Raw genomic sequence first — 22,803 nt, 5'->3', positions numbered from 1 at the left:
ACGAGGGGCCGACGTGGCTCCCCTCCATCCGAAGGCACCCGGTCTCCCTCCTATTGTACCCTCGCGCGCCAAAGGATGTCACATCGACACGCTTCCGCGCTTCGTGTATGATGAATCCTTGTCCGCACTCGGCGCAATCCGGCCGAGTCGCCGCAGCATGAACAACATGAGGTGAGCTGAAGATGTCAACGGTTGAGCCCAGGCTGTCGCTGGTGGAGACGGAGGACGAGCAGGCGCGACGTCTGAAGTTGGAGGAAAAGGTGCTGCGTTACTTTCAGAACAAGGAAATTGCGAAAGAGCGCAACGAGGAAAACAAACTGTTGTTCGAAGAGTTGGAGGCGCTGTTTGCGGAGAGCGGGGAAGAGGAAATCATCATTCCTCTGCCAAACGGCGAGAACGCGGTGCTATCCCCCACTTTTCGGGAGCGAGAAGTCCTGGACAAAGAAGCTCTGGCGGACGAAATGCAGGTGCCGAAAGACGAGTTGAAGACGCCGTTTGACTTCTCCATGTTCACGGCACAGGGCAAGTTGACGCCGGACATGATCACGAAGCACACCACGATTGAACGCGAGGTAAAGATGAAGATCACCAAGCGAAAAGCCACCCGCCGCCGCCGGAAGTCGCGGAGCCGGTCCAGTGACGCCGACGTATGACCAGCGGCGCGGTGACCGCAGCGTCACCGTAGGTTTCCTCGAAAGAAAAACGGCGGAGCCCGTTGGGCATCCGCCGTTGCCGCGATACAACCCTTTATTTGCCAGATTTCTCCGCTGCCGCGCGATGTTCCGACGCCACATCGACGAACGCTTGCAGGAAACGCAGGGCATACTGTACCGTCGGGTCCTTCAACAGTCGCAGCAGTCCAAACATGCCGATGTACCCCGTATTACGTTCGGCCCGGCTCTTCGCCTCCTGCACCATGCTGGAGACATCGGAAGCCTTGCTCTTCAACGGCTTGACCTTGTCCAGCAGCAAGTCCTCCAGTCCGCCCATCAGTTCGGGATCGGTGACCGCATCCCGCACGGCTTCCACGCCTTTTGCAGCGAGCACCAGGACCGGAGCGAGTTTCGGAAGATGTTCAAGAACATCGATGAGGGCCTTTTGGACGTCGGCTCGCATGAGCAGTTCGGTCACATCAACAGTCGGCTTTTCCAACGTCGTGGTTTCAGCCATTGCACACACGCCCTTCTAAAGTAAGTATCCTAAAATAGGATACCACAACCCGTGTCGAAATACGCAACGCTTGGCCGCAGGATTCGACAGTTTTGCGGACATGGAGAATGGACAGGGTGGATTTCGCTCACACTGGTATGGTATACTGACTTCCGTGATATGAATTTAGTCTAAATACCAAATGGAAAAAGGAGTGTTTCCGTATGCCGTTGGTAGGACAACCAGCACCAGACTTTGACATGCTGTCCACAAAGAATATGAAGACATTGGATGAACGGGTCAAACTCTCCGACTATCGTGGTAAATGGTTGGTCATGTTCTTTTACCCCGCCGACTTTACCTTCGTCTGCCCGACGGAGATCATTGCGATGAACGACCGTCTCCAGGAATTCAAGGACTTGGATGCGGAAGTGCTCGGTGTCAGCTGCGACAGCGTCCATAGCCACAAGGCTTGGATTCAGACGCCGAAAGAAAAGAACGGGCTCGGCGGTCTCGATTATCCGCTCGCGGCGGACTTCACGAAGGAAGTCGCCCGCAAGTATGATGTCCTGGTGGAGAGCGAAGGACAGGCGCTGCGCGGTCTGTTCATCATTGATCCAGAGGGCATCCTGCGCTACCAGGTCGTGCACGACATGAACATCGGCCGCAGTGTGGACGAGACCCTGCGCGTCTTGGAAGCCCTGCAAGCCGGCGGTCTGTGCCCGGCGAACTGGAAGCCTGGCGACAAGTTGCTGGAAGTCTGATTCCATCCTCTTCGAGATGCGACGACAGGCGGCGTACCCATCATGGGTGCGCCGCTTGTCTGTGTACGCCGAGCATGGGCGAAATCTTGAGGGTGGCAGTCCGCATGCGGATCCGCATGTAGGTGGTGTGAGAGGCCAGGGGCTATGCGCCCCCTCCTGCTCGATTCCGGACGAGGCCAGTCGTCGCCCACCCCGGACAGTTGGGAGCCTACCCGCCGACTGACATTCAGTGATCGGCTTCCTCCAATTTGTGCCCGTAGTGCTTCTTCACATTTTCCACCGCGTCGCCGTCTATCAGGTACACGGCGTTCGGCGTGGTCAGGGTGATGACGCGACCTGCGACATCGAAGGCCGTGTCGCCGAGGTGGATTTCATAGGATTCTCCGGCCGCTGTGGTGATGATGAGCTCACCCCACTGCCGCAATTGCTCCTGAACAGCCTCCATTTTCATCGATGGTCACCTCCGTCGTTTCATGATCTCCACTCTGCTCGGAAGTATGCCAGGGATGATTCAGCTGGCGGATAATTAGTCTATACTAATTTATTGTTTTTATTGATATAAACTATTGCGTTTGCATAGGCTACTTGATACACTGATTCCGGAATCATGACTAAATTAGTCAAGTATCCGGACAATCCGTTCGTCGTGAGGAGACAAAGGGGGAATCGGTCGATGCGCCAGATGAAATGGATGGCGTTGGCTATTTCGGTGAGTTGTCTGTCGCTGGCAGGCTGTTCGTCGAACACAGGGTCGTCCACCAACAATACGACTCATGCATCCAATCCGACTGCCATGGCGGATCTGAAGAATCATGTACAGGCCATGCAGCAAACCGCATCACAGCTGACGTCGGTGGTGAACGCGAAAGACACCGCGAACGCGTCGGAACTGGCGGCCAAATTGTACAACCAGGAGTGGCCGTCGTTCGAGAACAGCGTGAAATCCAATTATCCGCTCGATTACGCGAACGTAGAAAAGTACCTGAGTCCGCTCTTTTCCGCCGCAAAAGCCAATCCTGTGGCTTGGTCGCAAGTCGATACATTGAACCAAGGGCTGCAACAGGCGCTGGATCAATTGCTCTCTGACGTGGAGCATAAAACACCGGCAACCACTTCGGCCAACAGCACGGCGCTGGCCGCCGCAGCGCAGCAGTACCACGACTACGTGCTGCAGCAGAGCGAATTGCTCGTGACACACACCCAGGCGTTCGTGCAGGCTGTGGAAGCGGGAGATATGGCGAAAGCCGAATCTCTGTACGGACCGGCGCGGGTGTACTACGAGCGCATTGAACCCATCGCGGAAGATTTTGGTGATCTCGACCCGAAAATTGACGCCCGCGCCAACGATGTTCCAGCCAACCAGTGGGGGGGCTTTCACGAATTGGAGCAGGCGATTTGGGTGAAGCACTCCCTGGCCGGGCAAGCAACGGTCGCCAAGCAGTTGTTGGCGAATGTCCAGACGCTCCAGCGCAAGATCGAATCGTTGACGGTGCAGCCCGGGGACGTGATCGCCGGCGCGGTGGATCTGCTGAACGAAGCAGCCACGAGCAAGATCACCGGCGAGGAAGAGCGGTATTCGCACATTGACTTGCTTGACCTGGTCGCAAATGTGGACGGGTCTGAAAAGGCGTTCGACGCCATCCAGCCGATTGTGCAGGCGACGGACCCCAGTTTGGCAGAGACGGTGGCGCAGCGGTTCAAGACGGTGGAAAACACCATGAACAAATACAAGTCCGGGAATGGGTACGTGCTCTATAACAAACTGACGGCCCAAGACACGCGGACCATCAGTGAAGAGTTGAACAGCGCCGCTGAAGCGCTGTCCAAGACAGCCAAAATTCTGTCATAACCACAGGGGAGAGGACGGCCGTGACAACGGAAAAGGACACCCGGGTATCTCCCGAAGCTCCGTCTAAGAAGGGGTTCTTTGAGAAACCGCTGAGCCGCAGAGAAATGCTCAAACTCACGGCGACGGCGGGCATTGGGGCGGCCCTCGGCATCGGGGGCATGAAAGCCATCGTTTACGGAGCGGAAAAGCTGACAGGGGATAGTTCGAAGCGCCATACCTTGATCCCGTTCCATGGAATGTATCAGGCGGGTATCATCACGCCACAGCAGGACCACGTGGTTTTCGCCACCTATGACCTGACCACGAGCAGTCTGTTGGACTTGCGGGATCTGCTCAAGACCTGGACGCAGTACGCTCAGGCGATGTGCAGCGGTAATCCGGTCGGGCAGATGTCCAGCAATGCCTATTTGCCACCTGTAGACACGGGCGAGGCGGAGGGGTTGGAGCCCTCCCGTCTGACCCTGACGTTTGGCTTTGGGCCGACGTTGTTTCACAACGACAGCGGTGATCGCTTTGGCTTGGCGGCCCGAAAACCGACAGTGTTGCAGCAGATTCCACCGATGCAGCGGGATCAACTTGACCCCAACTGGTGTGGCGGAGATCTGTGCGTGCAGGCGTGTGCGGACAACCCGCAGGTGGCGTTTCACGCCATTCGTAACTTGACACGGGCAGCGGCGGGAGTGGCGGCGTTACGCTGGATGCAGGACGGATTTCTGAAGGCACCCACGGACGCTTCGGGACAGCCCCAGACGCCGCGGAACTTGTTCGGGTTCAAAGATGGAACGGCCAATCGGGACATCCTGACCGACACCGCCATGAAACAGTATTTGTGGGCGTCGGCGGCGGATGGCCCAGCCTGGATGGCCAACGGCACCTACCTCGCGGTGCGGCGGATTCAAATGTTGATACAAAACTGGGATCGTTCTTCGCTCAAAGACCAGGAGTCCACGTTCGGTCGGCATAAGGTGTCCGGCGCTCCTTTTGGTGCCAGCAACGAATTTGACAAGATAAACCCGGCAGCGTTGCCGGCGGATTCGCACGTGCGCTTGGCGCACGGAGACGGAACCAACAAAATGCTGCGCCGCAGCTACTCCTATCTGAGTGGCGTGGACCCAAAGACGGGGCTGGCCGACGTGGGGCTGTTGTTTTTGGCGTTTCAACGCAATCCGCAGAAACAATTTGTGCCGGTGCTGCAGCGATTGCAGGAATCCGACGCGTTGAATGAATACATCGTGCACGTGGGCAGTGCGGTGTTTGCTTGCCCGCCGGGCGTTCAGCCAGGCGGATACGTGGGGCAAACGTTGCTGGAGTCTATGTGACGAAGTGAGGGCGGAGGGAAGAATCATGATACGTGCGTCCCGAGGATGGCTGGCCGCCACTCTGGCTGTGTTGATGATGGTGTGCGCACCGGCGACGCTGGCGGCAGATGCCGGTGTGAGCGAGGTGCAGCAGGCGGACGGATACGTGGTCTCGGCCCTGCAACAGGCCAAACAGGGCGATTTGTCCGCAGCCAAAGTCTCCTATGACCAGTTCAACACCCGCTGGTTCCTGATAGAAACCCACGTTCAGTCGGACTCCTCTGCCGCCTATGCGGACATTGAAGAGAAGATGGGCAATGTTCAGTACGCGTTCATGCAGAAAAATCAGGTGGCCGTGGTACAGGCGCTGCAGCAGTTGCACACGGCGGACCAGCGCTTTGTCCAAGGGGGTTACACCAAAGGACAAACAGGCTACCAGAGTCACTTGACCCTGGCTGACTTTATTGGGAAACTTCAAACCACCAAGCAGTCCGTGCAACGCGGGGACCGGTCCGCCGCGTTAGCGGAGATGACGGACGTGCGTCAGTCCTGGCTGAGCGTGGAAGGGACTGTGGTGGCGCAATCCGCGACCGTTTACAATGACGCGGAGCGAGATATGGTGGTCGTGAATGCCATGATCTCCTCCGGCGACGAAAACGATGCGGTGGCGAAGCTCAACGACATGATTCAGTACCTCACGCCGCTGGCCGACAAAACGAGCTACACCCTGTGGGACGCCGCGATGATTCCGGTGCGCGAGGGGCTGGAGGCGCTGTTGGTAGTGGGCGCGCTGTTGGCCGTTGTTCGGAAGTCCGGTGAGGGCCGAGGCAGCGCGTGGATTTGGACCGGCGTTCTCGCCGGCATCGCTTGCAGCGCCCTGTTGGCGGTGATGGTCAAGTGGATATTCTCGTCCGGCGCGTTTGGCCAGAATAACTTTGTCATCTCTGGTTGGACCGGGATTCTGGCCGCTGCGATGCTGCTGTACATGAGTTATTGGCTGCATCGGAAATCCAATGTGGCGGAATGGAATGCGTTCCTTCGCAAGCGCAGTCAGGCGGCGTTGGACACAGGCCGTCTGATCTCGTTGGGCGCGCTGTCGTTCTTGGCTGTATTCCGGGAGGGCACGGAGACGGTGTTGTTCATTCTCGGAATGGTCAACGCCATCAGCTGGCGGTCGCTGCTGCTCGGTTTGATCATGGGAGTCGCCATCCTCGCCGTCATCGCGTTCCTCATGTTGTTCGTTGGCATGAAACTTCCAATTCGATCCTTTTTCCTTGTGTCGAGTTTGGTGGTATTCTATCTATGTTTCAAATTCACCGGGCTCGGCATTCACAGCCTGCAATTGGCGGGCACGTTGCCGTCTACGACGGTGGCGAACTGGCCGAGCATCGCGGCGCTTGGGTTTTATCCATCCTGGCAGAGTGCCATACCGCAATTGCTTCTGCTCGCTGCGGCTGTCGGTCTCCTCGTCTGGAGAACGGTGCGGCGGAAGCGGCTGCCGGTCAACACCGCCGGTTGAAGTGAACACCAAGTGACCATTCTGGAAATGTCCGGGGATGAAACGCCCACGGACCCGAGAGTTCAGCGCGATAGGATTCATGAACAATGGGTGGGTTGCACCACTGCATGTTGATGGAATAGATGGCTGAGCGTCTGCTCTGTAGCGCTGACGTGAATCGTGAAATGGATAAGATGAGATGAAGGAGAGGTAATGAAGCATGGCAAGACGAACAGGACCCAAGCATAAATTGTGCCGGACGGTGGGGGTGGCGCTTTGCGGATCACCCAAGTGTCCGGTGCACAAGCGCCCATATCCTCCCGGACAGCACGGCCCGGGTAAGCGCGTGAAGCGCAGCGAATACGGCATGCAGCTGTTGGAGAAGCAGAAGCTTCGCTATGTGTACGGCGTGCAGGAAAAGCAGTTCCGCCGCTATTACGAGGAAGCGGCGCGTCGACCGGGCATCACCGGTGACAACCTGCTGCAACTGCTGGAAACGCGGTTGGACAACCTGGTGTATCGCCTGGGCTTCGCTCCGACGCTCGACGCGGCGCGGCAGATTGTGAACCATGGTCACGTGCGCGTGAACGGCAAGCGGGTGGATATCGCGTCGTACCGCGTGCGTCCGGGAGACGAAATCAGTTTGTCCGAACGCGGCTACCAGATTCCGATTGTACAGGCGAGCCTCGAGAACAAGGTTTCGGTGGAACCCTACCTGTCGTTCGACGCGGCGACCAAGACCGGTAAGCTGGAACGGATACCGGCACGGGAAGAGATCCCAGTACCGGTCAATGAAACGCTCGTCGTGGAATTTTACTCGCGCTGAATCGACGGGCTGAATGGACGCACAGTGAGGCTGTCCCCATGTGCCACAGGCACTGGGGGCAGCTTTTTTGTTGATGGTCCACACGGCGCGGACGGGCAGACACTGCGCTGGTTGGGTGGCGACGTCGGGCGCATGGATGGGCAGAGGCGGAGCGGCGGACAATATACCCAGATTGCTGTCGGTGACCGGGGAGTCGGCGAATGGAGATCACGATGCGGCAGTCTGGAGGTGATGGCATGCGCGTCCGTCAAACGCTTCGCGACCTGGTGTTGCACGTGGGTGTCGGGATTGTCGTTGTATGGTTCGCTACCGAGGTTCCTGCGACGGCAGATTCGGATGGGGGACCCAGTGGGCGCTGATGTGGTTCGAGTTGGCGCATTGCCTGCCGATGGACGCCGTGGTGGACGAGCAGGATTACCGCGCTCTGGGACTGCTGTCGACAACGCCCCACCTGGAATAACACCGCGGTCATCATCTGTTACGACGATGATTGGATGATGGGCGTGGCGCTGGACAGGCACCCACTGGTCCATCCAACGACGGTCAGGTGCTCAGTCCGGCGCCAGAGGAATCGGGCGCTTAGGAGAAGACAATCGTCTTGTTGTCGTGGACGAGGATGCGGTCCTCCAAGTGCCATTTGACGGCGCGAGCCAGCACCACCCGTTCGATGTGGCGGCCAATGCGCTTCAGGTCCGCCGCGTCAAACCGGTGATCCACGCGCTGCACATCCTGCTCAATGATGGGACCTTCATCGAGATCTTCAGTGACGTAGTGCGCCGTGGCGCCAATCAGCTTGACCCCGCGCTGATAGGCCTGTTGGTACGGATTGCGGCCGATGAACGCCGGCAAAAACGAATGATGAATATTGATGATTTGATTGGGGCGATGATGCACAAACCGCGGCGACAGAATTTGCATGTAGCGTGCCAGCACAATCACATCGGCATATGCGTCGACGATTTCCAGTTGCTTCTGTTCCACCAGCGCTTTCGTCTCCGGGGTGACCGGCGTGTGGAAGAACGGCACGTTGTATGCGGTGGCCAGGGCCTCCGCGTCCCGGTGATTGCTGACAATGGCCGTGATGTCGGTGTGCAATTCGCCCGTCTGCCACAGCCACATCAACTCCTGCAGACAGTGCAACTCCTTGGACACGAAAATTACCATGCGCTTCTTGACCGCAGCCTGCGTGAATTCCGCCTGCATATCGAAGCGCTGGCGAATCTCCGCGAACCGATGCTGCAGTTCACTGAAGCGGCTGTCCAGATTCGGCAGGTCAAATTCCACCCGCATAAAGAACAGGCCAGCTTCCGGATGGGTCGTGTATTGATCCGACTGAACGATGTTGGCGCCCTGACGAAACAGGAAATCCGACACCGCCGCGACAATCCCTGGACCGTCCGGACAAACAATGCGCAGGCGCCCCCGTTCCCCGGCCTGGCGCGGTTGCTGAAGTGCGTCCGCCTGAAGCGGATGGACCGATGGTTGCGTCATTCTGCGTGCCTCCTGTTTGTCTGTGTAAAACCCGGAATTTTTCTCATCGTAACGACTTCTCCTCCTTTTGTCCAGACATTTCGGCGACTTCGGCGCGCCAATCCACATCCGGAAAATGAACCGTGACATAATTCCCGTGCAGACAGTCCATAATGATGGTGAACAAGCCGGGCTGGTCCCGTAAACGTTAGGAGGAACATTATGAACTGGCTTGGAACGATTGTGCGCTTCGTAGTATCAGCACTGGTCTTAATGTTCGTGGGATTCCTCGTCCCTGGGGTCTCCATCGCGTCGTTCTGGTCCGCCATTGTGGCCGCCATCGTGATTGCCGTCCTCGGTTGGATTGCAGAAGCAGTGATGGGGCGCAGGGCCAACCGATATGGCCGCGGCGTGGTGGGCTTCATTGCGACAGCCGTCGTGCTGTGGATTGCCGGACTGATTGTTCCCGGCATGCGAGTGACTGTGCTCGGCGCCTTGATTGCCTCGTTGGTCGTCGGCATCATCGACCTGTTCATCCCTGTGGAGCTTGGGTTGGACCGCCGGAAAGCGTAACGCGCACCCCAGACCAGCGAACGGAATCCAATCGGGCACTTCTGCCGTTGGCAAGAAGGCCCGATTGGGTTTTTACGTGTTGACTGCGTAACATTGTTATGTTACATTATGTCGTGGAGGTGCGAATGCGTGGAACAGGATCTGCTCTCCAAAAAGGAACTGTTGGAGTTGACCGGCATTTCGTACGGCCAGTTGTACCGTTGGAAGCGTAAGCACCTGATTCCGGAGGACTGGTTCATTCATCGTTCGACGTTCACAGGACAGGAAACGTTTTTCCCGAAAGATAAGATTTTGGCGCGGATCGAACAGATCAAAAACATGAAGGATGGGATGTCGCTCGACGAGCTGGCGTCGATGCTGGCGCTGGGGCCAGTCGACATCTCCATGTCGCGGGAGGAACTGATCAAACGTAACATTGTTTCAGATGTGGCGGTTGAACTGTACCGGCAAATGCATCCGGACACCGAAACATATTCCTTTCTTCCGCTTCTTTGCTTGTACACGACGAGTGCGGCGCTGTCCACTGGAGACGTGAGCCTGGAAGAAGCGAGGCTGCTCGTGAACACGTTGGAGCAACATCTGCCCAGCCTGGAAGGCCAGTCGGTGGATGTGGTTCTGCTTCGCAAACTGGGGCTGGCACTCTGTCTGTTGGTGGACGGCGGGGCCGAACTGCGGTTGGAGCCGGGGGCCAAGCTGGTGCTGAGACTTCACATGCCGGCGCAAATCGAGCAACTCAGACTCAAACTGCTGTAGGAGGGCGCTTATGATTTCAGAGAAGCCAAACCTGCATTTATCGGGCGTGGGTTCCGCGTCGGGCGGACAGTACGAGGACGTGTCGATTGAAGGCGTGGGAAAAGTTCACGGCGATGTGGAATGCACGGAGTTTCGACTGGAGGGCGTCGGGACTGTCAATGGCAGTCTGCGGGCAAACCTCGTGGAACTGGAAGGGAAGGCGACGGTGAAAGGAGACATCGCGGCGGAGACGGTGCGGATGGAGGGCTACATCAAAGTGACCGGCGACTGTGATGCGGAGTCGTTCACCGCGACCGGCATTCTCCGCGCCGACGGCCTGCTCAACGCCGACAGGATTTCCATTGCTCTGCACGGACACTCTCATGTTCAACAGATGGGAGGTTCGGAGATCCTGGTCAAGCGAATTCGCAAGGGCCGCTGGTTCCGCTCCGGCCGACATCTGGAGGTCGACATTGTGGAAGGGGACAATGTTCACCTGGAGGCGACGAGAGCCCGGATTGTTCGCGGGAACTCGGTGGTGATTGGCAGCGGTTGTGAGGTTGAGATGGTTGAGTATCGGCAGTCGCTCGACATCGCGAGCGACGCGTCGGTGGCAGAGCAGCGCAAACTGTGAGGGAGGTGACGGCGGTGGCGAATCACAGCGCGAGAAATGTGCGGATCACCGGCACGTCGGAGAGCAGCGGCGGACGCTTCCAGCGACTGACCGTCCTTGGCGATTGCACCTTCCACGGTGCCGTCGAATGCAAGTCCCTGCGTGGGATGGGGGAGGTCGAGGTGAACGGGAATCTGACGGTCGGCGGACTCCGGATGATGGGGAACATGGAGGTTCACGGCAACCTGGAAGTGACAACCGCCAATGTGTTGGGTGAAATGCAAGTGAGCGGAGACTGCACCGGTGACGTGTTGACCTTGCGCGGCGCGTTCAACGTGGACGGGTTGCTGAGCGCCGATGATCTTCGCGTCAAGCTGTATGGACCGAGCCGCGTGCGCGACATGGGCGGCGCTTCGCTCGTCGTCCGTAAACGGTATGGCAAAGCGGCGGAATTGGTTGCCGAGGTCATTGAGGGAGACGAGGTCAACCTGCAGTTCACCACCGCCGAGGTGGTTCGCGGCCGCCGCGTGGTGCTTGGCCGAGGCTGTCGCGTCAAGCGCGTGGAATATCAGGATGTGTTCGAGCAAAATTCGGACGCGGTGGTGGAGGAAGCCGTTCAGCTGCACTGAATCACGACGCAAGGGGAAGGGGAAGGTTGAAGTTGGCTGAAAAACGACAGCGATTGGGGCTCATCATCGCGGGGTTGCTTCTGGGATTATTCATCTCCGCCATGGACAACACGATTGTTTCCACCGCCATGGGGACCATTGTCGCCCAATTGGGCGGTCTCGATAAATTCGTGTGGGTCACATCGGCCTACATGGTGACGGAAATGGCGGGCATGCCGATTTTCGGCAAGCTGTCCGACATGTACGGTCGCAAACGGTTTTTCATGTTTGGTCTGGTCGTGTTCCTGCTGGGATCCATTCTGTGCGGAACCGCGCACAGCATTGTGCAGTTGGCCATCTACCGCGCCATCCAGGGCATCGGCGGCGGCGCACTGGCACCGATTGCGTTCACCATCATCTTTGACGTGGTGCCTCCGGACAAAGCGGGCAAATTTTCCGGGATGTTTGGCGCGGTGTTCGGCATGTCCAGCATCATCGGCCCGCTGCTCGGCAGTTATATCACCGACAACATGAGTTGGCGCTGGGTGTTCTACATCAACGTGCCGCTCGGGATTGTCACGTTTCTCCTGATCTTGCTGTCCTACCACGAATCGCCGCGCCACACGCGCCAGCGGATTGACTGGCTGGGCGCGCTGACGCTGGTGCCGGCCGTCGTGTGCCTGATGTTTGGGCTTGAGTTTGGTGGCAACAAATACGCCTGGGATGCGCCGCAGATTCTGGTGCTGTTCGGCGCGGCCGCCGTGCTGTTCGCCGCGTTTTTTGTGGTCGAGGCGCGGGCGCAGGAACCCATCATCTCGTACAGCATGTTCCGCCACCGTCTGTTCGCCGGAAGCACGCTCGTGGGCTTGTTCTCTAGCGCGGCGTTTGTGGTCGCGGTGGTTTACATTCCGATTTTTGTGCAGGGCGTGCTCGGCGGCTCAGCCACCAACTCGGGCTTAATTCTGCTCCCGATGATGCTCGGCAGCTCCGTATCGGCGCCGATTGGCGGACAGTTGGCGAGCCGATTCCGGTATCGGACCATCATGTTCTGGTCGTCGCTCGTCTTCATCGCCGCCATCTACCTTCTGAGCACGGTCACGCCGAACACCAGTCGCACCACCTTGACGCTGTACATGGTGCTGGTGGGGCTCGGCATCGGTCCGTCGTTTTCCGTGCTGGGCATGGCCGGCATGCATCACTTTCACGCGGGCCAGCGCGGCGCCGCGAGTTCGACCATGTCCTTTGTCCGAGAGCTCGGGATGACCGTCGGCATCACTGTCTTCGGGATGATTCAGCGCAACCTGTTCACACACGATTTGAAGCAAGCGTTCCAGGACATGGGGAATGTGGTCGCGCGCTTTCAGGGGGCCGATCCGCACGCCATGCTGTCGCCCGCGACGCGGACGCAAATTCCCGGACCGATACTGACGAAACTGTCCGAGGCGCTCAGTTCGTCGGTGGCGCACACCTTCCTGTGGACGCTGGTGTTAGCCGTCCTGTCGTTCGGCTTTGTCTTCTGGCTCGGGCGGGAGAAATGGCAGGGCTTCGCGCAGATGCCGAAGGAAGCGCCGGTTGTCCACGAATGATGACCATCCGCGCAGACGGGGCGTGATGCCCGGTTCTGTCGCGAGAACCCGCTGACCGGGGCAGCAATCACCGCAAGGTGGTCGCTGCCCCGGCTTTTTGTCTGCAGGATGTGTCAATTCTATGGTGAGACGCATGACGCAGCCGGCCTTGGCGCATTCTATGGCGTGGAAAAAGGTGGGGCAGTTGGCTGCGGCGCCGGGGACGTTGCAACCTGCGGATGACGGCGCAGCGGATGGAGGGAGATGTGCATTGAAGGCAAAGAATCAGGGATTGCCCAAAGTGTATTGGATCACCATCATCACCATTCTCGTGCTCGTGATTCTGGGTGCTGTGCTGTGGTGGTACGACGTGTACACACTGCATTCGTAGCGAATCCCTGTCACCCTTGCGCGTGAGCACGCCGTGCTGGGTGCCGCGAAGTGGAGGCTGTGTCATGAAGTCAAAGCGTAATCTGCGCAATTGGAGCATTGCCGTGGGCGTGCTGATTTTGGTCGCACTGTTCGTGCTATTAATGGAGTTCCGGCAGTACAGCCTGTACTCCGCACACTGACTGGGCGAAACGCAGGGGCACCCGCGTGGTGCGGATCTGCGATTCGCGGCAGAGAAAACGAGGTGGGCTTGGATGCAAAAGACATTCGACAGGCGGCGACCGCGCGCCTTTCCGCCGGCCCAATGGCGGCGTGGGCTCTGGCTCGCCCTGCCGCTTCTGCTCGGCGGATGCAGCCCACAGGTGATGGTGTTTCATCCCGTGGGACCGGTGGGGCGGACGGAGGAGCGGCTGATCATCATCTCCATCGTCCTTACAGCCATTGTGGTGGTGCCGGTCATTCTGCTGTTGTGGCATATCGTCCACCGCTACCGAGACGTCCCAGGCAACGACGCGCCGTATCGGCCGGAGTTTTCGGAGAGTCGAACCCTGGAAGTCGTGTGGTGGAGCATTCCGATTGTCATCATTGCCATTCTGGCTGTTTTCACCACCAGAGACACGTTCGCGCTGACGCGGCCGCCCGAGAAGTCCACGACGCCGCTGACGGTGGAGGTAACGTCGCTGGACTGGAAGTGGCTTTTCCAATATCCCGGATCGAACATCGCGACGGTCAACTATTGCTACATTCCGACCAATCGCCCGATTCGGTTCATCCTCACGTCGAACGCGCCCATGAACTCGTTCTGGGTGCCGCAGCTCGGCGGACAGGAGTACACCATGCCCGGCATGGCGATGCAGCTGTGGCTGCAGGCGGACAAGCCCGGTTTGTACTACGGGCGCGGGGCGCAGTTTTCCGGCAAAGGGTTCGCGCACATGACGTTCGATGTGCACGCGACCTCCCAGGCAGACTTTGACGCATGGGTGAAGAATGTGAAGACGACTTCGCCGCCGCTCACGGAGGACGGCTACAACCAGCTGGCGCATCCGGGACTGAGCGGGAAACTGTCGTATTCCTCCTATCCGCCGAACATCTTCCACGACATCATCATGAAGGAAGGCGGAATGTACATGAAACACGACAGGGCCGTGTTGGAGAGCGCCAAATAGCCCTGCAGACCATGGCCCACGAAATCTGCGGCGGAAAAGAGGGAAGTCCATGCATTTGCCAGGTTACGTAAACAACGTGGCCACTCCGTTCTTCGTGACGGGCGATCCGATGATTTACGCGTCGGACGTGCTGATTGTGTTGACATTGGTGGCCATCGTGTTTGTCCTGACCTACTTCAAGAAGTGGGGATGGCTGTGGCGGGAGTGGATCACGACCGTCGACCACAAGAAGATTGGGATTATGTATCTGATTGCCGCGCTGCTCATGCTGTTCCGGGGCGGCGTGGACGCGATGCTGATGCGCACGCAGCTGGCTCTGCCGAACATGCGCTTCTTGGAGGCGGAGCACTACGACCAAATTTTCACCACCCATGGCACCATCATGATTCTGTTCATGGCCATGCCGTTCATCTTCGCGATGTTCAACATTGCCGTGCCGCTACAAATTGGTGCGCGCGATGTGGCCTTTCCGTACTTGAACGCCATCAGCTTCTGGCTGTTCTTCTTCGGTGCCCTGCTGCTCAACCTGTCGTTCGTCATCGGCGGATCGCCGGATGGGGGGTGGACGAGCTATCCGCCATTGACCGAGTGGCCGACCGATCCGGGACCGGGAGAAAATTTCTACTTGCTCGCTCTGCAGATCTCGGGGATTGGCAGTATGGCCACCGGCATCAATTTCTTGGTGACCATTCTGAAGATGCGAGCCCCCGGCATGACGCTCATGCGGATGCCCATGTTCTGCTGGTCCGTTGTCGGAGCGTCCATTCTCATCATCTTCTCGTTTCCGGCGCTCACGGTGGCGCTGGCGCTGCTGATGATTGACCGGCTGTTCGGCGCCCATTTCTTCACCATGCTGCAGGGTGGCAATCCGATGATGTACGTCAACTTGTTCTGGGTGTGGGGGCACCCCGAGGTGTACATCGTCGTTCTGCCGGCGTTCGGGATATTTTCGGAAGTGGTGGCCACGTTCTCACGGAAACGGCTGTTCGGTTACGCCTCCATGGTGGCGTCCATCATGGCGATTGCAGTCATCAGCTACCTGGTTTGGCTGCACCATTTCTTCACCATGGGGGCGGGCCCGGGGGTGAACTCGTTCTTTGCCATCTCCACCATGTCGGTTGGCATTCCGACGGGTGTGAAGGTGTTCAACTGGCTGTTCACCATGTATCAGGGGCGCATCCGACTCAAATTGCCCATGCTGTGGGCCATCGGATTCATCCCCAACTTTGCCATCGGCGGTGCGACCGGCGTCATGTTGGCCGTGGCGCCGGGCGATTATCAGTACCACAACAGCTACTTCCTGATTGCGCACTTCCACCAGGTGTTGATTGGCGGCGTGGTGTACGGCATGCTCGCCGGGATGTACTACTGGTGGCCGAAAATGTTCGGGATTATCCTGAACGAGCGCATTGGGCGGTGGGCGTTCTGGGTCTTCAACATCGGGTTCTACGTCTGCTTCTTGCCCCAGTACGAACTCGGCTTCATGGGCATGACGCGGCGGATCTACGTGTATCCGGCGGGCATGGGCTGGACCGCGTTGAACCTGATATCGACCATTGGCGCGTATCTGATGGGCATCGCATTCGTGTTGATTGTGTGGCAGGTTCTCTACAGCATTCGCTTTCCGGAACGAGATGTCACCGGCGATCCGTGGGATGGCCGCACCCTCGAATGGTCACTGCCCTCCCCTGCGCCGCATTACAACTTTGCCCGCATTCCGACGGTGACCGCGCGGGACGCCTGGTGGGCGGAAAAAGAAGCGCGCCGGCGCGGCGAAGACGTGCAGAAAGAACTGCGACCACTCGAGCCGATTCACATGCCGAACAACTCCGGCCGTCCGTTCATCCTTTCGGTCTGCTTTTTCATCGGCGGATTCGGACTGGTGTTCGAGTGGTACTGGCTCGCAATCCTTGGGGGGCTGGGCGTGATGCTGTGTCTCCTGCTGCGGTCGCTGGAAACCAACACAGATCACTACATCCCGGTGGAAGAAATTCGCCGCACCGAAGCTGCACTGGGGAGGTTGTAAACGTTGTCATTGGCACACGAAGAAGTGTTGTCAACGCCCAGTTCCGACGTACCGGTTGAGTATTCGACCGAGGATGGGGCGCTCAAGATCTTTGGATTTTGGATATTTCTCGCGACGGACCTGATTTTGTTCGCCTGTCTGTTCACCATGTATCAAATTCTGCACATCAACACGGCCGGTGGACCGACGGAACAGGAACTGTACGATGTGCCGGGATTCACAGCGGAAACGCTGATCCTGTTGGTCAGCAGTTTCACCTGTGGGCTGGCCACACTGGAAATGCGAAGGGGCCGTCGGAGCGCCTCGATGGGGTGGTTGGTCGTCACGGTATTGCTCGGTCTGTCGTTCATTTTTCTGGAAGTGCGGGAATTTGTGGATTACGTCAACCGCGGGGCGACGATGCAGCGAAGTGCGTTCCTCTCGTCGTTCTTCACGCTGGTGGGGACCCACGGCTGCCACGTGTCGCTCGGCATTCTCTGGATGCTGTCCATTTTGTATCAACTCGGTCGTCGGGGCATCTCGGCCATGACCGCCCGCAAGATTTTCATCGTCGGGCTGTACTGGCACTTTCTCGACGTTGTCTGGGTGTTCATTTTCACCGTTGTGTATCTGCAGGGGGTGATGTGATGTCGTCCGAACATCACGAGGAACTTCGCGGGTTTCACGGGATTCACCGAGGTTTTCCGTGGAGCCACGTGGTGGGATTGGTGGTTTCCCTGGTGCTCACGTTCGCGGCCCTGTGGCTGGTTCAGGCGCACGCCATGCCCCACGGGCTGTTGTTGGCCGTCATCCTCGTTCTGGCGGTGCTGCAAATCGTGGTTCAGTTGTTTTTCTTCATGCACTTTCTGGAGAGCTACGGCCCCAGGTACCACGTTACCTCGCTGGCCCTCGCCTTTGTGTTCACGGTTTGTATCATCGCCGGATCGCTCTGGATCATGACCTTTGGCGGCGAGCAAACGTATTGAGGCGACAGGAGGATGGCATAAAGGCCGACCGGCGAACCATGGGGCACCTGCCGAACTCCACAATTCTTCCACAGGCTGTCCATAGAGGCTCCACATCCTGTGTGGTACACTGAGAATGTGTTATTATGGTACAAGCGTCGCGGATCACGGGTGTTCAGTGAGACAGCGCTGGGCGCCTGGTTCCCACAGCATTTTGACAGGTTGAGAGGGGTACGGTGTTGGAGAATTCGGAACAGACGAAGTCCGGGACTTCGAATGCACAGGAAACCGCCGTCGCGAAGCGGCCGGCGCAGGTATGGTCGTGGCTTCTCGGCGCTCTGGGGGGCGCCATCGTGGTGGGCGCGGTGTGGGCGTCCGTCGCGCACGTTCAGTCCCAGCCGGTGGTGATTGCCAAGGTCGGCAACCACGCGATTGATCAAAAGACGTTCGACAGCAAGTTGGAGAGCAATTCCGGTCAACAGATGCTGCAGCAGATGATCACGCAGCAGTTGATCACCGACGGGGCTGCCAAGTACGGCATCACCGCGACTGCGGCTGACATCAAACAGGCCACGCAGCAGTTTGAGAGTCAGTACGGGATTACAGATCCCTCGCAATTAACCGCGATGTTGGCCCAGTATAACATGTCGATGTCCGATTTTAACGACATCATGAAGACGCAGGTCCTGGAGGAGAAATTGGCCACCAAGGACGTGAAGTACACTGACAAGGACATTCAGAATTACTACAATGCCCACAAGTCGGATTACACAAAATCGGGCCAGAAAAATCCACAGCCTTTGAGTGCTGTGAAAAACCAGGTGATACAGGACTACAAGCAGTCGAAGGCGGTGCCGTCGGATCAGTTGCTGGCGAACCTCGCGAAGCAGGATCCCATCACCATTCTCGATCCCCAGTACGCGAGTGTGAAGACGGCGATTGAAAATCCGTCTCAAACGCAGCAGTAACGCCGTCACGCCCGCAGCGGGCGCAGGATTCAGAGCACGAGTGACGAAGGACCGTCGCCCACGGGGTGACGGTCTTTTCAGTGGGGAGCAGAAGGTACAGTGCGCGAATCTGCCGGTGGACGCTCTGCTGTGGACGACAGCCGGTGACCTGTGCCTGCGGGTCATCGGCTGCTGCTGCCGCTGCGGTTCATCGGGATAACTGCCGCCGCGGTGCTGACATTCACCCAGTACACCCGCAGTTGGCGAAGCAGCAGCCCGTACGTCGGTACATATTCGAGGTACATATCCAGCGGGACTTCGTCCGCAATCAAGTGGGAAAACACCGCCAGCCACAATGTCGCCGCGTCGTCAGCCACCACGGCGAAGGGGAGCAGCGGCAGCAGGTACCACGGGTGCAGTACGGGAGACGACAACAGGAACGCGAGTCCGAGCAGGCACACCTTGCGCTCGACCGTTACATGGCGAAGCCGTGTGAACCACAGCGCGGATGCCATGCCCAAGGCGGCGAGTGCCACGAGCAACGTGGCATGGTTCGATATGACGCTTCCGAAAGCTTTCGCCAACGTATATTCCAGGCTTCCGTTGTATTCCATTTGCGGCATCTTCGTGAAAAAGGCGAACACTCTCCAGCCAGCGCCGGCAAACAGGCCGTACGACACAGCGATGGTCAGCAAGCAGACGGCCACCACCTGTACGGCCTCGCGCCGATTTTCCCGGTGAAGAAACGCGGCCAAGAGCACAATGGGATACGTTTTGATGCACGTCGCCATGGCGATGGCCACCGCCATGCGCTTCGGTTGATTCTGCAACCGATACAACCAGGCCAGCAGCATCCAGGGAATGGCAAAGGCGTCCACGTGTGCAGAGCCAAATGCTTCCACGATCAATGGGGGAAGCAGTAGAAACAGGTTGAACCGCTGTCTGTCCCATTCGGTCAGTCCGGAGCCGCCCTGTGCTGCTCGGCGTTTCGCCAGCACCCGATGGAACAGCCAAACGCTCACCGCGCCGTTCAGAAGCATCCACAGCTTGTACTGAACCACGGTCCCTCCGGTGAACAGGGCGATGGCGCCGAAATATATCTGCGCCAGCGGGGGATACGCTTCCGGCCAGTTCTTCCACCCCATCCATCCCCAGTACGGCCATTGCTGAAGTGAATGCAGGTGCGGGTCCTGCGGCACGTACGCGTACGGATTCACGCCGTGAGCCAACAGTCGTCCGTCCCACAGATAGCGAAGCACGTCGAGCGAATATGAGAGGGGTTGCATCACCAGCCAAATGGAGAGGGCCCCGGAAACCACCATCATTATCGCAAGCTGCACGCCATTTCGCCGGAATGCGCGGAACCGCGCCAGAACGAATGCAGTGCTGCAGGCCACCAGCCAAGGCAGTGCCTCCCATACCCATGCCGCCGTGACATGCGATAAAATCCGACCGCCGCCGTACAGCGTGTCGGCCGAGGTGGCCGCCATGATCACGGAAAAGGCGTACACGGCGAGGAGGAAGAGATACGCAATGGGTCTCAAACGCAAACGATGGGCGCCACGCATGCTGATTAACCTGCCTTTGCTGGAAAAAATCACGCACTCATTCTATCACGACGGCGGAACCGGTCGAGGGGCTTCACCGTGCAGCATGTGGGACGACGCCGGATGGAGAACGCTTTCCGTCACGCCCCGCAGGTGCTGAGCCGCGCATGCGCATTGGTCTTTCAACGCCGTTGTGCGACAATCAGGAGGAACCTTGGGACGGAGGAGGAACAACGATGGTGCTGGATAGACCTCAGCGGTACGCGGGGAAAGTTGTGTTGGTGACCGGGAGTTCGCGGGGGATTGGACGCGAGTTGGTGCTTCGCTTTGCGGCGGAGGGCGCCGATGTGGTGGTGCACTACTTCCGCAATGGCGACGCGGCGCGGGAGGTGGCCGCACAGGTGGAGTCGCTGGGTCGCCGGGCGCTGTTGGTGAAGGCCAACGTGGCCGACGAGGAGAAGTTGAATCGGTTGTTTGACACCATCGCGCAGGAGTACGGCCGTTTGGATGTGTACGTACATAACGCGGCGTCCGGGAGAAACCGCCGGGCGCTCGAGGTGGATGCCAAAGGGTGGGATTGGACCGTCAACGTGAATGCTCGGGCGTTTCTTCTGGGTGCCCAGCGGGCCGAACGGATCATGCCGGCGGACGGAGGGGCCATGCTGGCCCTCTCGTCGTTTGGCAGTGAACGCGTGTTCCCGTACTACACGTCTGTGGGCGCCAGCAAGGCGGCGCTGGAAGCCTTGGTGCGCTACCTGGCTGTCGAACTGGCTCCGCGGCGGATTAACGTCAACGGGCTGTCCGCAGGCGCCGTGCTGACGAAGGCGCTCGAGCACTTCCCGGACATGGACCGGACCCTGGCGGAGCTCCAGGCGAAGCAGCCTTACCACCGCATGGTGACGCCCGAGGATGTGGCCAACGCGGCGCTGTTTCTGTGCTCCCCCGAGGCCGAGATGATTCGCGGCCAGGTGATTAAGGTGGATGGCGGCGTCTCTCTCGTGATTCCTTAATCACAGTTCCGGTCTGCGCCAAATGAGCACGCCGTTCTGCCCGCCGAATCCGAACGAATTGCTCAACGCGGTTCGAATTGCCTGTGGGCGGCCGCGATGGGGAACCAGGTCGGGTGGAGCGGCGGGATCGGCCGGATGGCAATGCAGCGTCGGCGGCAGCCAACCCGTTGCTAGCGCCTGGACGCAGGCGATGCTTTCAATGGCTCCAGCGGCACCGAGCATGTGACCAACGGCGCCTTTGATGGAGCTCACGGGAATGTTTTGCAGATGCTGGCCGAATACCGTGGCGAGCGCGGCGGATTCCGCGGCGTCTCCCGCCGGGGTGGCGGTGGCGTGGGCATTGATGTAGTCGATGTCCGCGGGCTCAAGGCCGGCGCGGCGAAGCGCCCGGCGCATGGCCAGGGCCGCGCCTTCGCCGCTCGGATGCGGGGACGTTTCGTGGTATGCGTCGTTGGACGCCCCATACCCAATCAGTTCTGCATAGATGCGCGCGCCGCGAGCTTTGGCGTGTTCCAGGGTCTCCAGGACGAGAATGGCCGCGCCTTCCCCCATCACCATCCCCTGCCTGTCCGCCGCGAACGGGCGAGACCAGGCGCTCCAGTCCTCAGGGCCACTCTGGGCAAGCGCGCCAGCGCTCCGCAGCCCAGCCAGGATGCCCGGTGTGAACAGGCATTCGGCGCCGCCGGCGAGGACCACCTGGACCTCGCCCGTCTGCAGCCAGTGCATGGCTTCGCCAATCGCATTGGCGGACGAGGCGCACGCGGTGGCGTACGTCATCACCGGACCGCGGAGTTGATAGCGCATGGCCAGGGCTGCGGCAGCCGCGTTGGGGATGGATTTGGAAATCATTCGCGCGCCGACGCGGCTGGAGGTGCCGGTGGCAATGCGCACCATGCCCTCTTCCAAGGATTGCACGCCGCCGAACGCAGAGCCGAGCGAGACGCCGAGTTCGTCTCGCGGCAGATTTGGGCAGAGCGGATTGCCCTCGACCGCGTCCAACCCTGCGTCGGCCACCGCTTCCATGGCGGCGACCAACGCCATTTGCGTGAATCGATCCGTATCTTTCACGAGTTTTCTTGGCAGAACGCTGCTGGCGTCAAACGTCTTGGCTTCCGCCATCACGGGGGTGTATTCGCGCCATTTTGGGTTCGTGGTTTCTCCGACCGCAGATTGGCCGGCCAACAGTGCGTCCCAAAAGCGGGACGTTCCCGTTCCAAACGGTGTCACAGCACCCAATCCGGTGACGACGACGCGGTGGAGTCGACTCATGGTTCGTTCGCCTCTATTCCATATGTACTGAACGGGCTGTTCCACTTCGGAACCGTGCCTGTCCTGCAGTGTGTTGTCCAGATCATAGCACACGCGGGGGATATTGCGCTGAGCATGAGTGATGCCAGCGTCGGTGCCCGCTGTTCACGTGGGCGGCTGAGGCAACGAAGTGACGGCTGGATTGCCGCGATGGGGCGTTCTGAGCGTGTAAAGTTTCAGTAGGGGCTTTTCCTCGAGAGGAAGGGGGAAGGAAAAAATAGAAGAGACCTCACTACAACACCCAAAACAACCGCGTTGCAGCGCGGTAAAAGGAGTGAGGTCTCTGTGTTCCCGATTCGACACGCCTTGAATGTTTTCCTGCAGCTGATGGCTGACCTTCAATCGGCAATATCTAACTCCAGGAGCTTTGCAGAGTTGGAGGAGGGCGTGGAAAAGGCCGTCAAAGTGAGCGCACGCAGTCTGCTGTCACAGGCCTTGGAGGCCGTGGATGAACAGCTCATGCACTCTCGGGACAAAAAACGCCTGGAGTTGGTCAACCGGAAACAGCGTACGATTGTGA

25 protein-coding genes are annotated in these 22,803 nt (G+C 58.9%); 20 read left to right on the top strand and 5 right to left on the bottom strand.

Features of this window, described 5'->3' with window-relative positions; genetic code table 11:
• Positions 1 to 182: 182 nt before the first annotated feature.
• Positions 183 to 653: a hypothetical protein gene (locus tag G463_RS0112410; RefSeq protein ID WP_026975427.1), complete on the top strand. Its 471-nt coding sequence runs from the start codon at positions 183 to 185 to the stop codon at positions 651 to 653.
• Positions 654 to 747: 94 nt separating this feature from the next.
• On the opposite strand, the gene G463_RS0112405 is transcribed toward G463_RS0112410, so the two are convergent.
• Positions 748 to 1,170: a DUF1641 domain-containing protein gene (locus G463_RS0112405; RefSeq protein ID WP_035487167.1), complete on the bottom strand. Its 423-nt coding sequence runs from the start codon at positions 1,168 to 1,170 to the stop codon at positions 748 to 750.
• Between the two features lie 203 nt (positions 1,171 to 1,373).
• On the opposite strand from G463_RS0112405, the gene G463_RS0112400 reads away from it, so the two are divergent.
• Positions 1,374 to 1,913 (top strand): peroxiredoxin, encoded by a 540-nt coding sequence (locus G463_RS0112400; RefSeq protein WP_026975425.1) that lies wholly within the window; start codon positions 1,374 to 1,376, stop codon positions 1,911 to 1,913.
• Positions 1,914 to 2,139: 226 nt separating this feature from the next.
• Here G463_RS0112400 and G463_RS0112395 read toward each other — a convergent pair whose 3' ends face one another.
• Positions 2,140 to 2,364 (bottom strand): hypothetical protein, encoded by a 225-nt coding sequence (locus G463_RS0112395; protein ID WP_026975424.1) that lies wholly within the window; start codon positions 2,362 to 2,364, stop codon positions 2,140 to 2,142.
• A gap of 222 nt (positions 2,365 to 2,586) precedes the next feature.
• Between G463_RS0112395 and efeO the strand changes: the two genes are divergently transcribed.
• The 5 genes from efeO to G463_RS22880 all read left to right on the top strand — a co-directional run bounded on the left by efeO (position 2,587) and on the right by G463_RS22880 (position 7,844).
• Complete coding sequence (efeO, locus tag G463_RS0112390) at positions 2,587 to 3,762, top strand: iron uptake system protein EfeO (protein ID WP_026975423.1); 1,176 nt, start codon at positions 2,587 to 2,589, stop codon at positions 3,760 to 3,762.
• 20 nt (positions 3,763 to 3,782) lie between these two features.
• Positions 3,783 to 5,081 carry an iron uptake transporter deferrochelatase/peroxidase subunit gene (gene efeB / locus G463_RS0112385; protein ID WP_026975422.1) on the top strand — a complete coding sequence of 433 codons (1,299 nt, stop codon included), beginning with the start codon at positions 3,783 to 3,785 and terminating at the stop codon, positions 5,079 to 5,081.
• A 25-nt stretch (positions 5,082 to 5,106) separates the two neighbouring features.
• Positions 5,107 to 6,579: an FTR1 family iron permease gene (locus tag G463_RS20255; protein ID WP_035487164.1), complete on the top strand. Its 1,473-nt coding sequence runs from the start codon at positions 5,107 to 5,109 to the stop codon at positions 6,577 to 6,579.
• A gap of 199 nt (positions 6,580 to 6,778) precedes the next feature.
• Positions 6,779 to 7,384, top strand: a complete 606-nt coding sequence (gene rpsD, locus G463_RS0112375) for a 30S ribosomal protein S4 (protein WP_026975421.1) — start codon at positions 6,779 to 6,781, stop codon at positions 7,382 to 7,384.
• A gap of 298 nt (positions 7,385 to 7,682) precedes the next feature.
• Positions 7,683 to 7,844 carry a peptidoglycan-binding domain-containing protein gene (locus G463_RS22880; RefSeq protein WP_156900194.1) on the top strand — a complete coding sequence of 54 codons (162 nt, stop codon included), beginning with the start codon at positions 7,683 to 7,685 and terminating at the stop codon, positions 7,842 to 7,844.
• A 119-nt stretch (positions 7,845 to 7,963) separates the two neighbouring features.
• On the opposite strand, the gene purU is transcribed toward G463_RS22880, so the two are convergent.
• Complete coding sequence (gene purU / locus G463_RS20250) at positions 7,964 to 8,875, bottom strand: formyltetrahydrofolate deformylase (RefSeq protein WP_051322262.1); 912 nt, start codon at positions 8,873 to 8,875, stop codon at positions 7,964 to 7,966.
• Positions 8,876 to 9,076: 201 nt separating this feature from the next.
• Here purU and G463_RS0112350 point away from each other — a divergent pair, with 201 nt between their 5' ends.
• The 11 genes from G463_RS0112350 (at position 9,077) to G463_RS0112295 (ending at position 18,439) form a co-directional block, all read left to right on the top strand.
• Positions 9,077 to 9,427, top strand: a complete 351-nt coding sequence (locus tag G463_RS0112350) for a phage holin family protein (protein WP_026975420.1) — start codon at positions 9,077 to 9,079, stop codon at positions 9,425 to 9,427.
• Positions 9,428 to 9,556: 129 nt separating this feature from the next.
• A complete protein-coding gene (locus G463_RS0112345; protein WP_026975419.1) occupies positions 9,557 to 10,180 on the top strand; it encodes a YhbD family protein in 624 nt (207 codons plus the stop codon).
• A gap of 10 nt (positions 10,181 to 10,190) precedes the next feature.
• Positions 10,191 to 10,793, top strand: a complete 603-nt coding sequence (locus G463_RS20245) for a polymer-forming cytoskeletal protein (protein ID WP_051322261.1) — start codon at positions 10,191 to 10,193, stop codon at positions 10,791 to 10,793.
• Between the two features lie 14 nt (positions 10,794 to 10,807).
• Complete coding sequence (locus G463_RS20240) at positions 10,808 to 11,401, top strand: hypothetical protein (RefSeq protein WP_051322260.1); 594 nt, start codon at positions 10,808 to 10,810, stop codon at positions 11,399 to 11,401.
• 32 nt (positions 11,402 to 11,433) lie between these two features.
• Entirely contained in the window at positions 11,434 to 12,966 is a 1,533-nt protein-coding gene (locus tag G463_RS0112330) for an MDR family MFS transporter (protein ID WP_026975418.1), read from the top strand.
• A 121-nt stretch (positions 12,967 to 13,087) separates the two neighbouring features.
• Positions 13,088 to 13,336 carry a hypothetical protein gene (locus tag G463_RS0112325; protein WP_026975417.1) on the top strand — a complete coding sequence of 83 codons (249 nt, stop codon included), beginning with the start codon at positions 13,088 to 13,090 and terminating at the stop codon, positions 13,334 to 13,336.
• A gap of 253 nt (positions 13,337 to 13,589) precedes the next feature.
• The gene (locus G463_RS20235; RefSeq protein WP_084171630.1) at positions 13,590 to 14,501 is read left to right on the top strand and encodes a ubiquinol oxidase subunit II; all 912 of its coding nucleotides are present in this window, start codon (positions 13,590 to 13,592) and stop codon (positions 14,499 to 14,501) included.
• Positions 14,502 to 14,550: 49 nt separating this feature from the next.
• The gene (qoxB, locus tag G463_RS0112310; RefSeq protein ID WP_035487162.1) at positions 14,551 to 16,527 is read left to right on the top strand and encodes a cytochrome aa3 quinol oxidase subunit I; all 1,977 of its coding nucleotides are present in this window, start codon (positions 14,551 to 14,553) and stop codon (positions 16,525 to 16,527) included.
• Positions 16,528 to 16,536: 9 nt separating this feature from the next.
• Positions 16,537 to 17,154, top strand: coding sequence for a cytochrome o ubiquinol oxidase subunit III (cyoC, locus tag G463_RS0112305; protein WP_084171635.1), 618 nt, complete (start codon positions 16,537 to 16,539; stop codon positions 17,152 to 17,154).
• Positions 17,154 to 17,492, top strand: coding sequence for a cytochrome C oxidase subunit IV family protein (locus tag G463_RS0112300; RefSeq protein WP_035487159.1), 339 nt, complete (start codon positions 17,154 to 17,156; stop codon positions 17,490 to 17,492). The genes cyoC and G463_RS0112300 overlap by 1 nt, the downstream gene beginning before the upstream one ends.
• Before the next feature lie 215 nt (positions 17,493 to 17,707).
• A complete protein-coding gene (locus G463_RS0112295; protein ID WP_026975413.1) occupies positions 17,708 to 18,439 on the top strand; it encodes a SurA N-terminal domain-containing protein in 732 nt (243 codons plus the stop codon).
• A gap of 161 nt (positions 18,440 to 18,600) precedes the next feature.
• Here the strand turns inward: G463_RS0112295 and G463_RS0112290 are convergent, their stop codons facing one another.
• Positions 18,601 to 19,986: a glycosyltransferase 87 family protein gene (locus G463_RS0112290; RefSeq protein WP_026975412.1), complete on the bottom strand. Its 1,386-nt coding sequence runs from the start codon at positions 19,984 to 19,986 to the stop codon at positions 18,601 to 18,603.
• A gap of 215 nt (positions 19,987 to 20,201) precedes the next feature.
• Between G463_RS0112290 and fabL the strand changes: the two genes are divergently transcribed.
• Positions 20,202 to 20,975, top strand: a complete 774-nt coding sequence (fabL, locus tag G463_RS0112285) for an enoyl-[acyl-carrier-protein] reductase FabL (RefSeq protein WP_035487157.1) — start codon at positions 20,202 to 20,204, stop codon at positions 20,973 to 20,975.
• Here the strand turns inward: fabL and G463_RS0112280 are convergent, their stop codons facing one another.
• Positions 20,976 to 22,244 carry a beta-ketoacyl-[acyl-carrier-protein] synthase family protein gene (locus tag G463_RS0112280; RefSeq protein WP_026975410.1) on the bottom strand — a complete coding sequence of 423 codons (1,269 nt, stop codon included), beginning with the start codon at positions 22,242 to 22,244 and terminating at the stop codon, positions 20,976 to 20,978.
• Positions 22,245 to 22,610: 366 nt separating this feature from the next.
• Here G463_RS0112280 and G463_RS24055 point away from each other — a divergent pair.
• Positions 22,611 to 22,803 (top strand): UPF0236 family transposase-like protein (locus G463_RS24055; protein WP_425387071.1); only part of this gene is annotated, 193 nt, incomplete at its 3' end.

Source organism: Alicyclobacillus contaminans DSM 17975, from assembly GCF_000429525.1.
Lineage (GTDB): Bacteria > Bacillota > Bacilli > Alicyclobacillales > Alicyclobacillaceae > Alicyclobacillus_A > Alicyclobacillus_A contaminans.
Note: the sequence above shows the minus strand (reverse complement) of the source record. Positions and strands in the feature narration are given on the sequence as shown.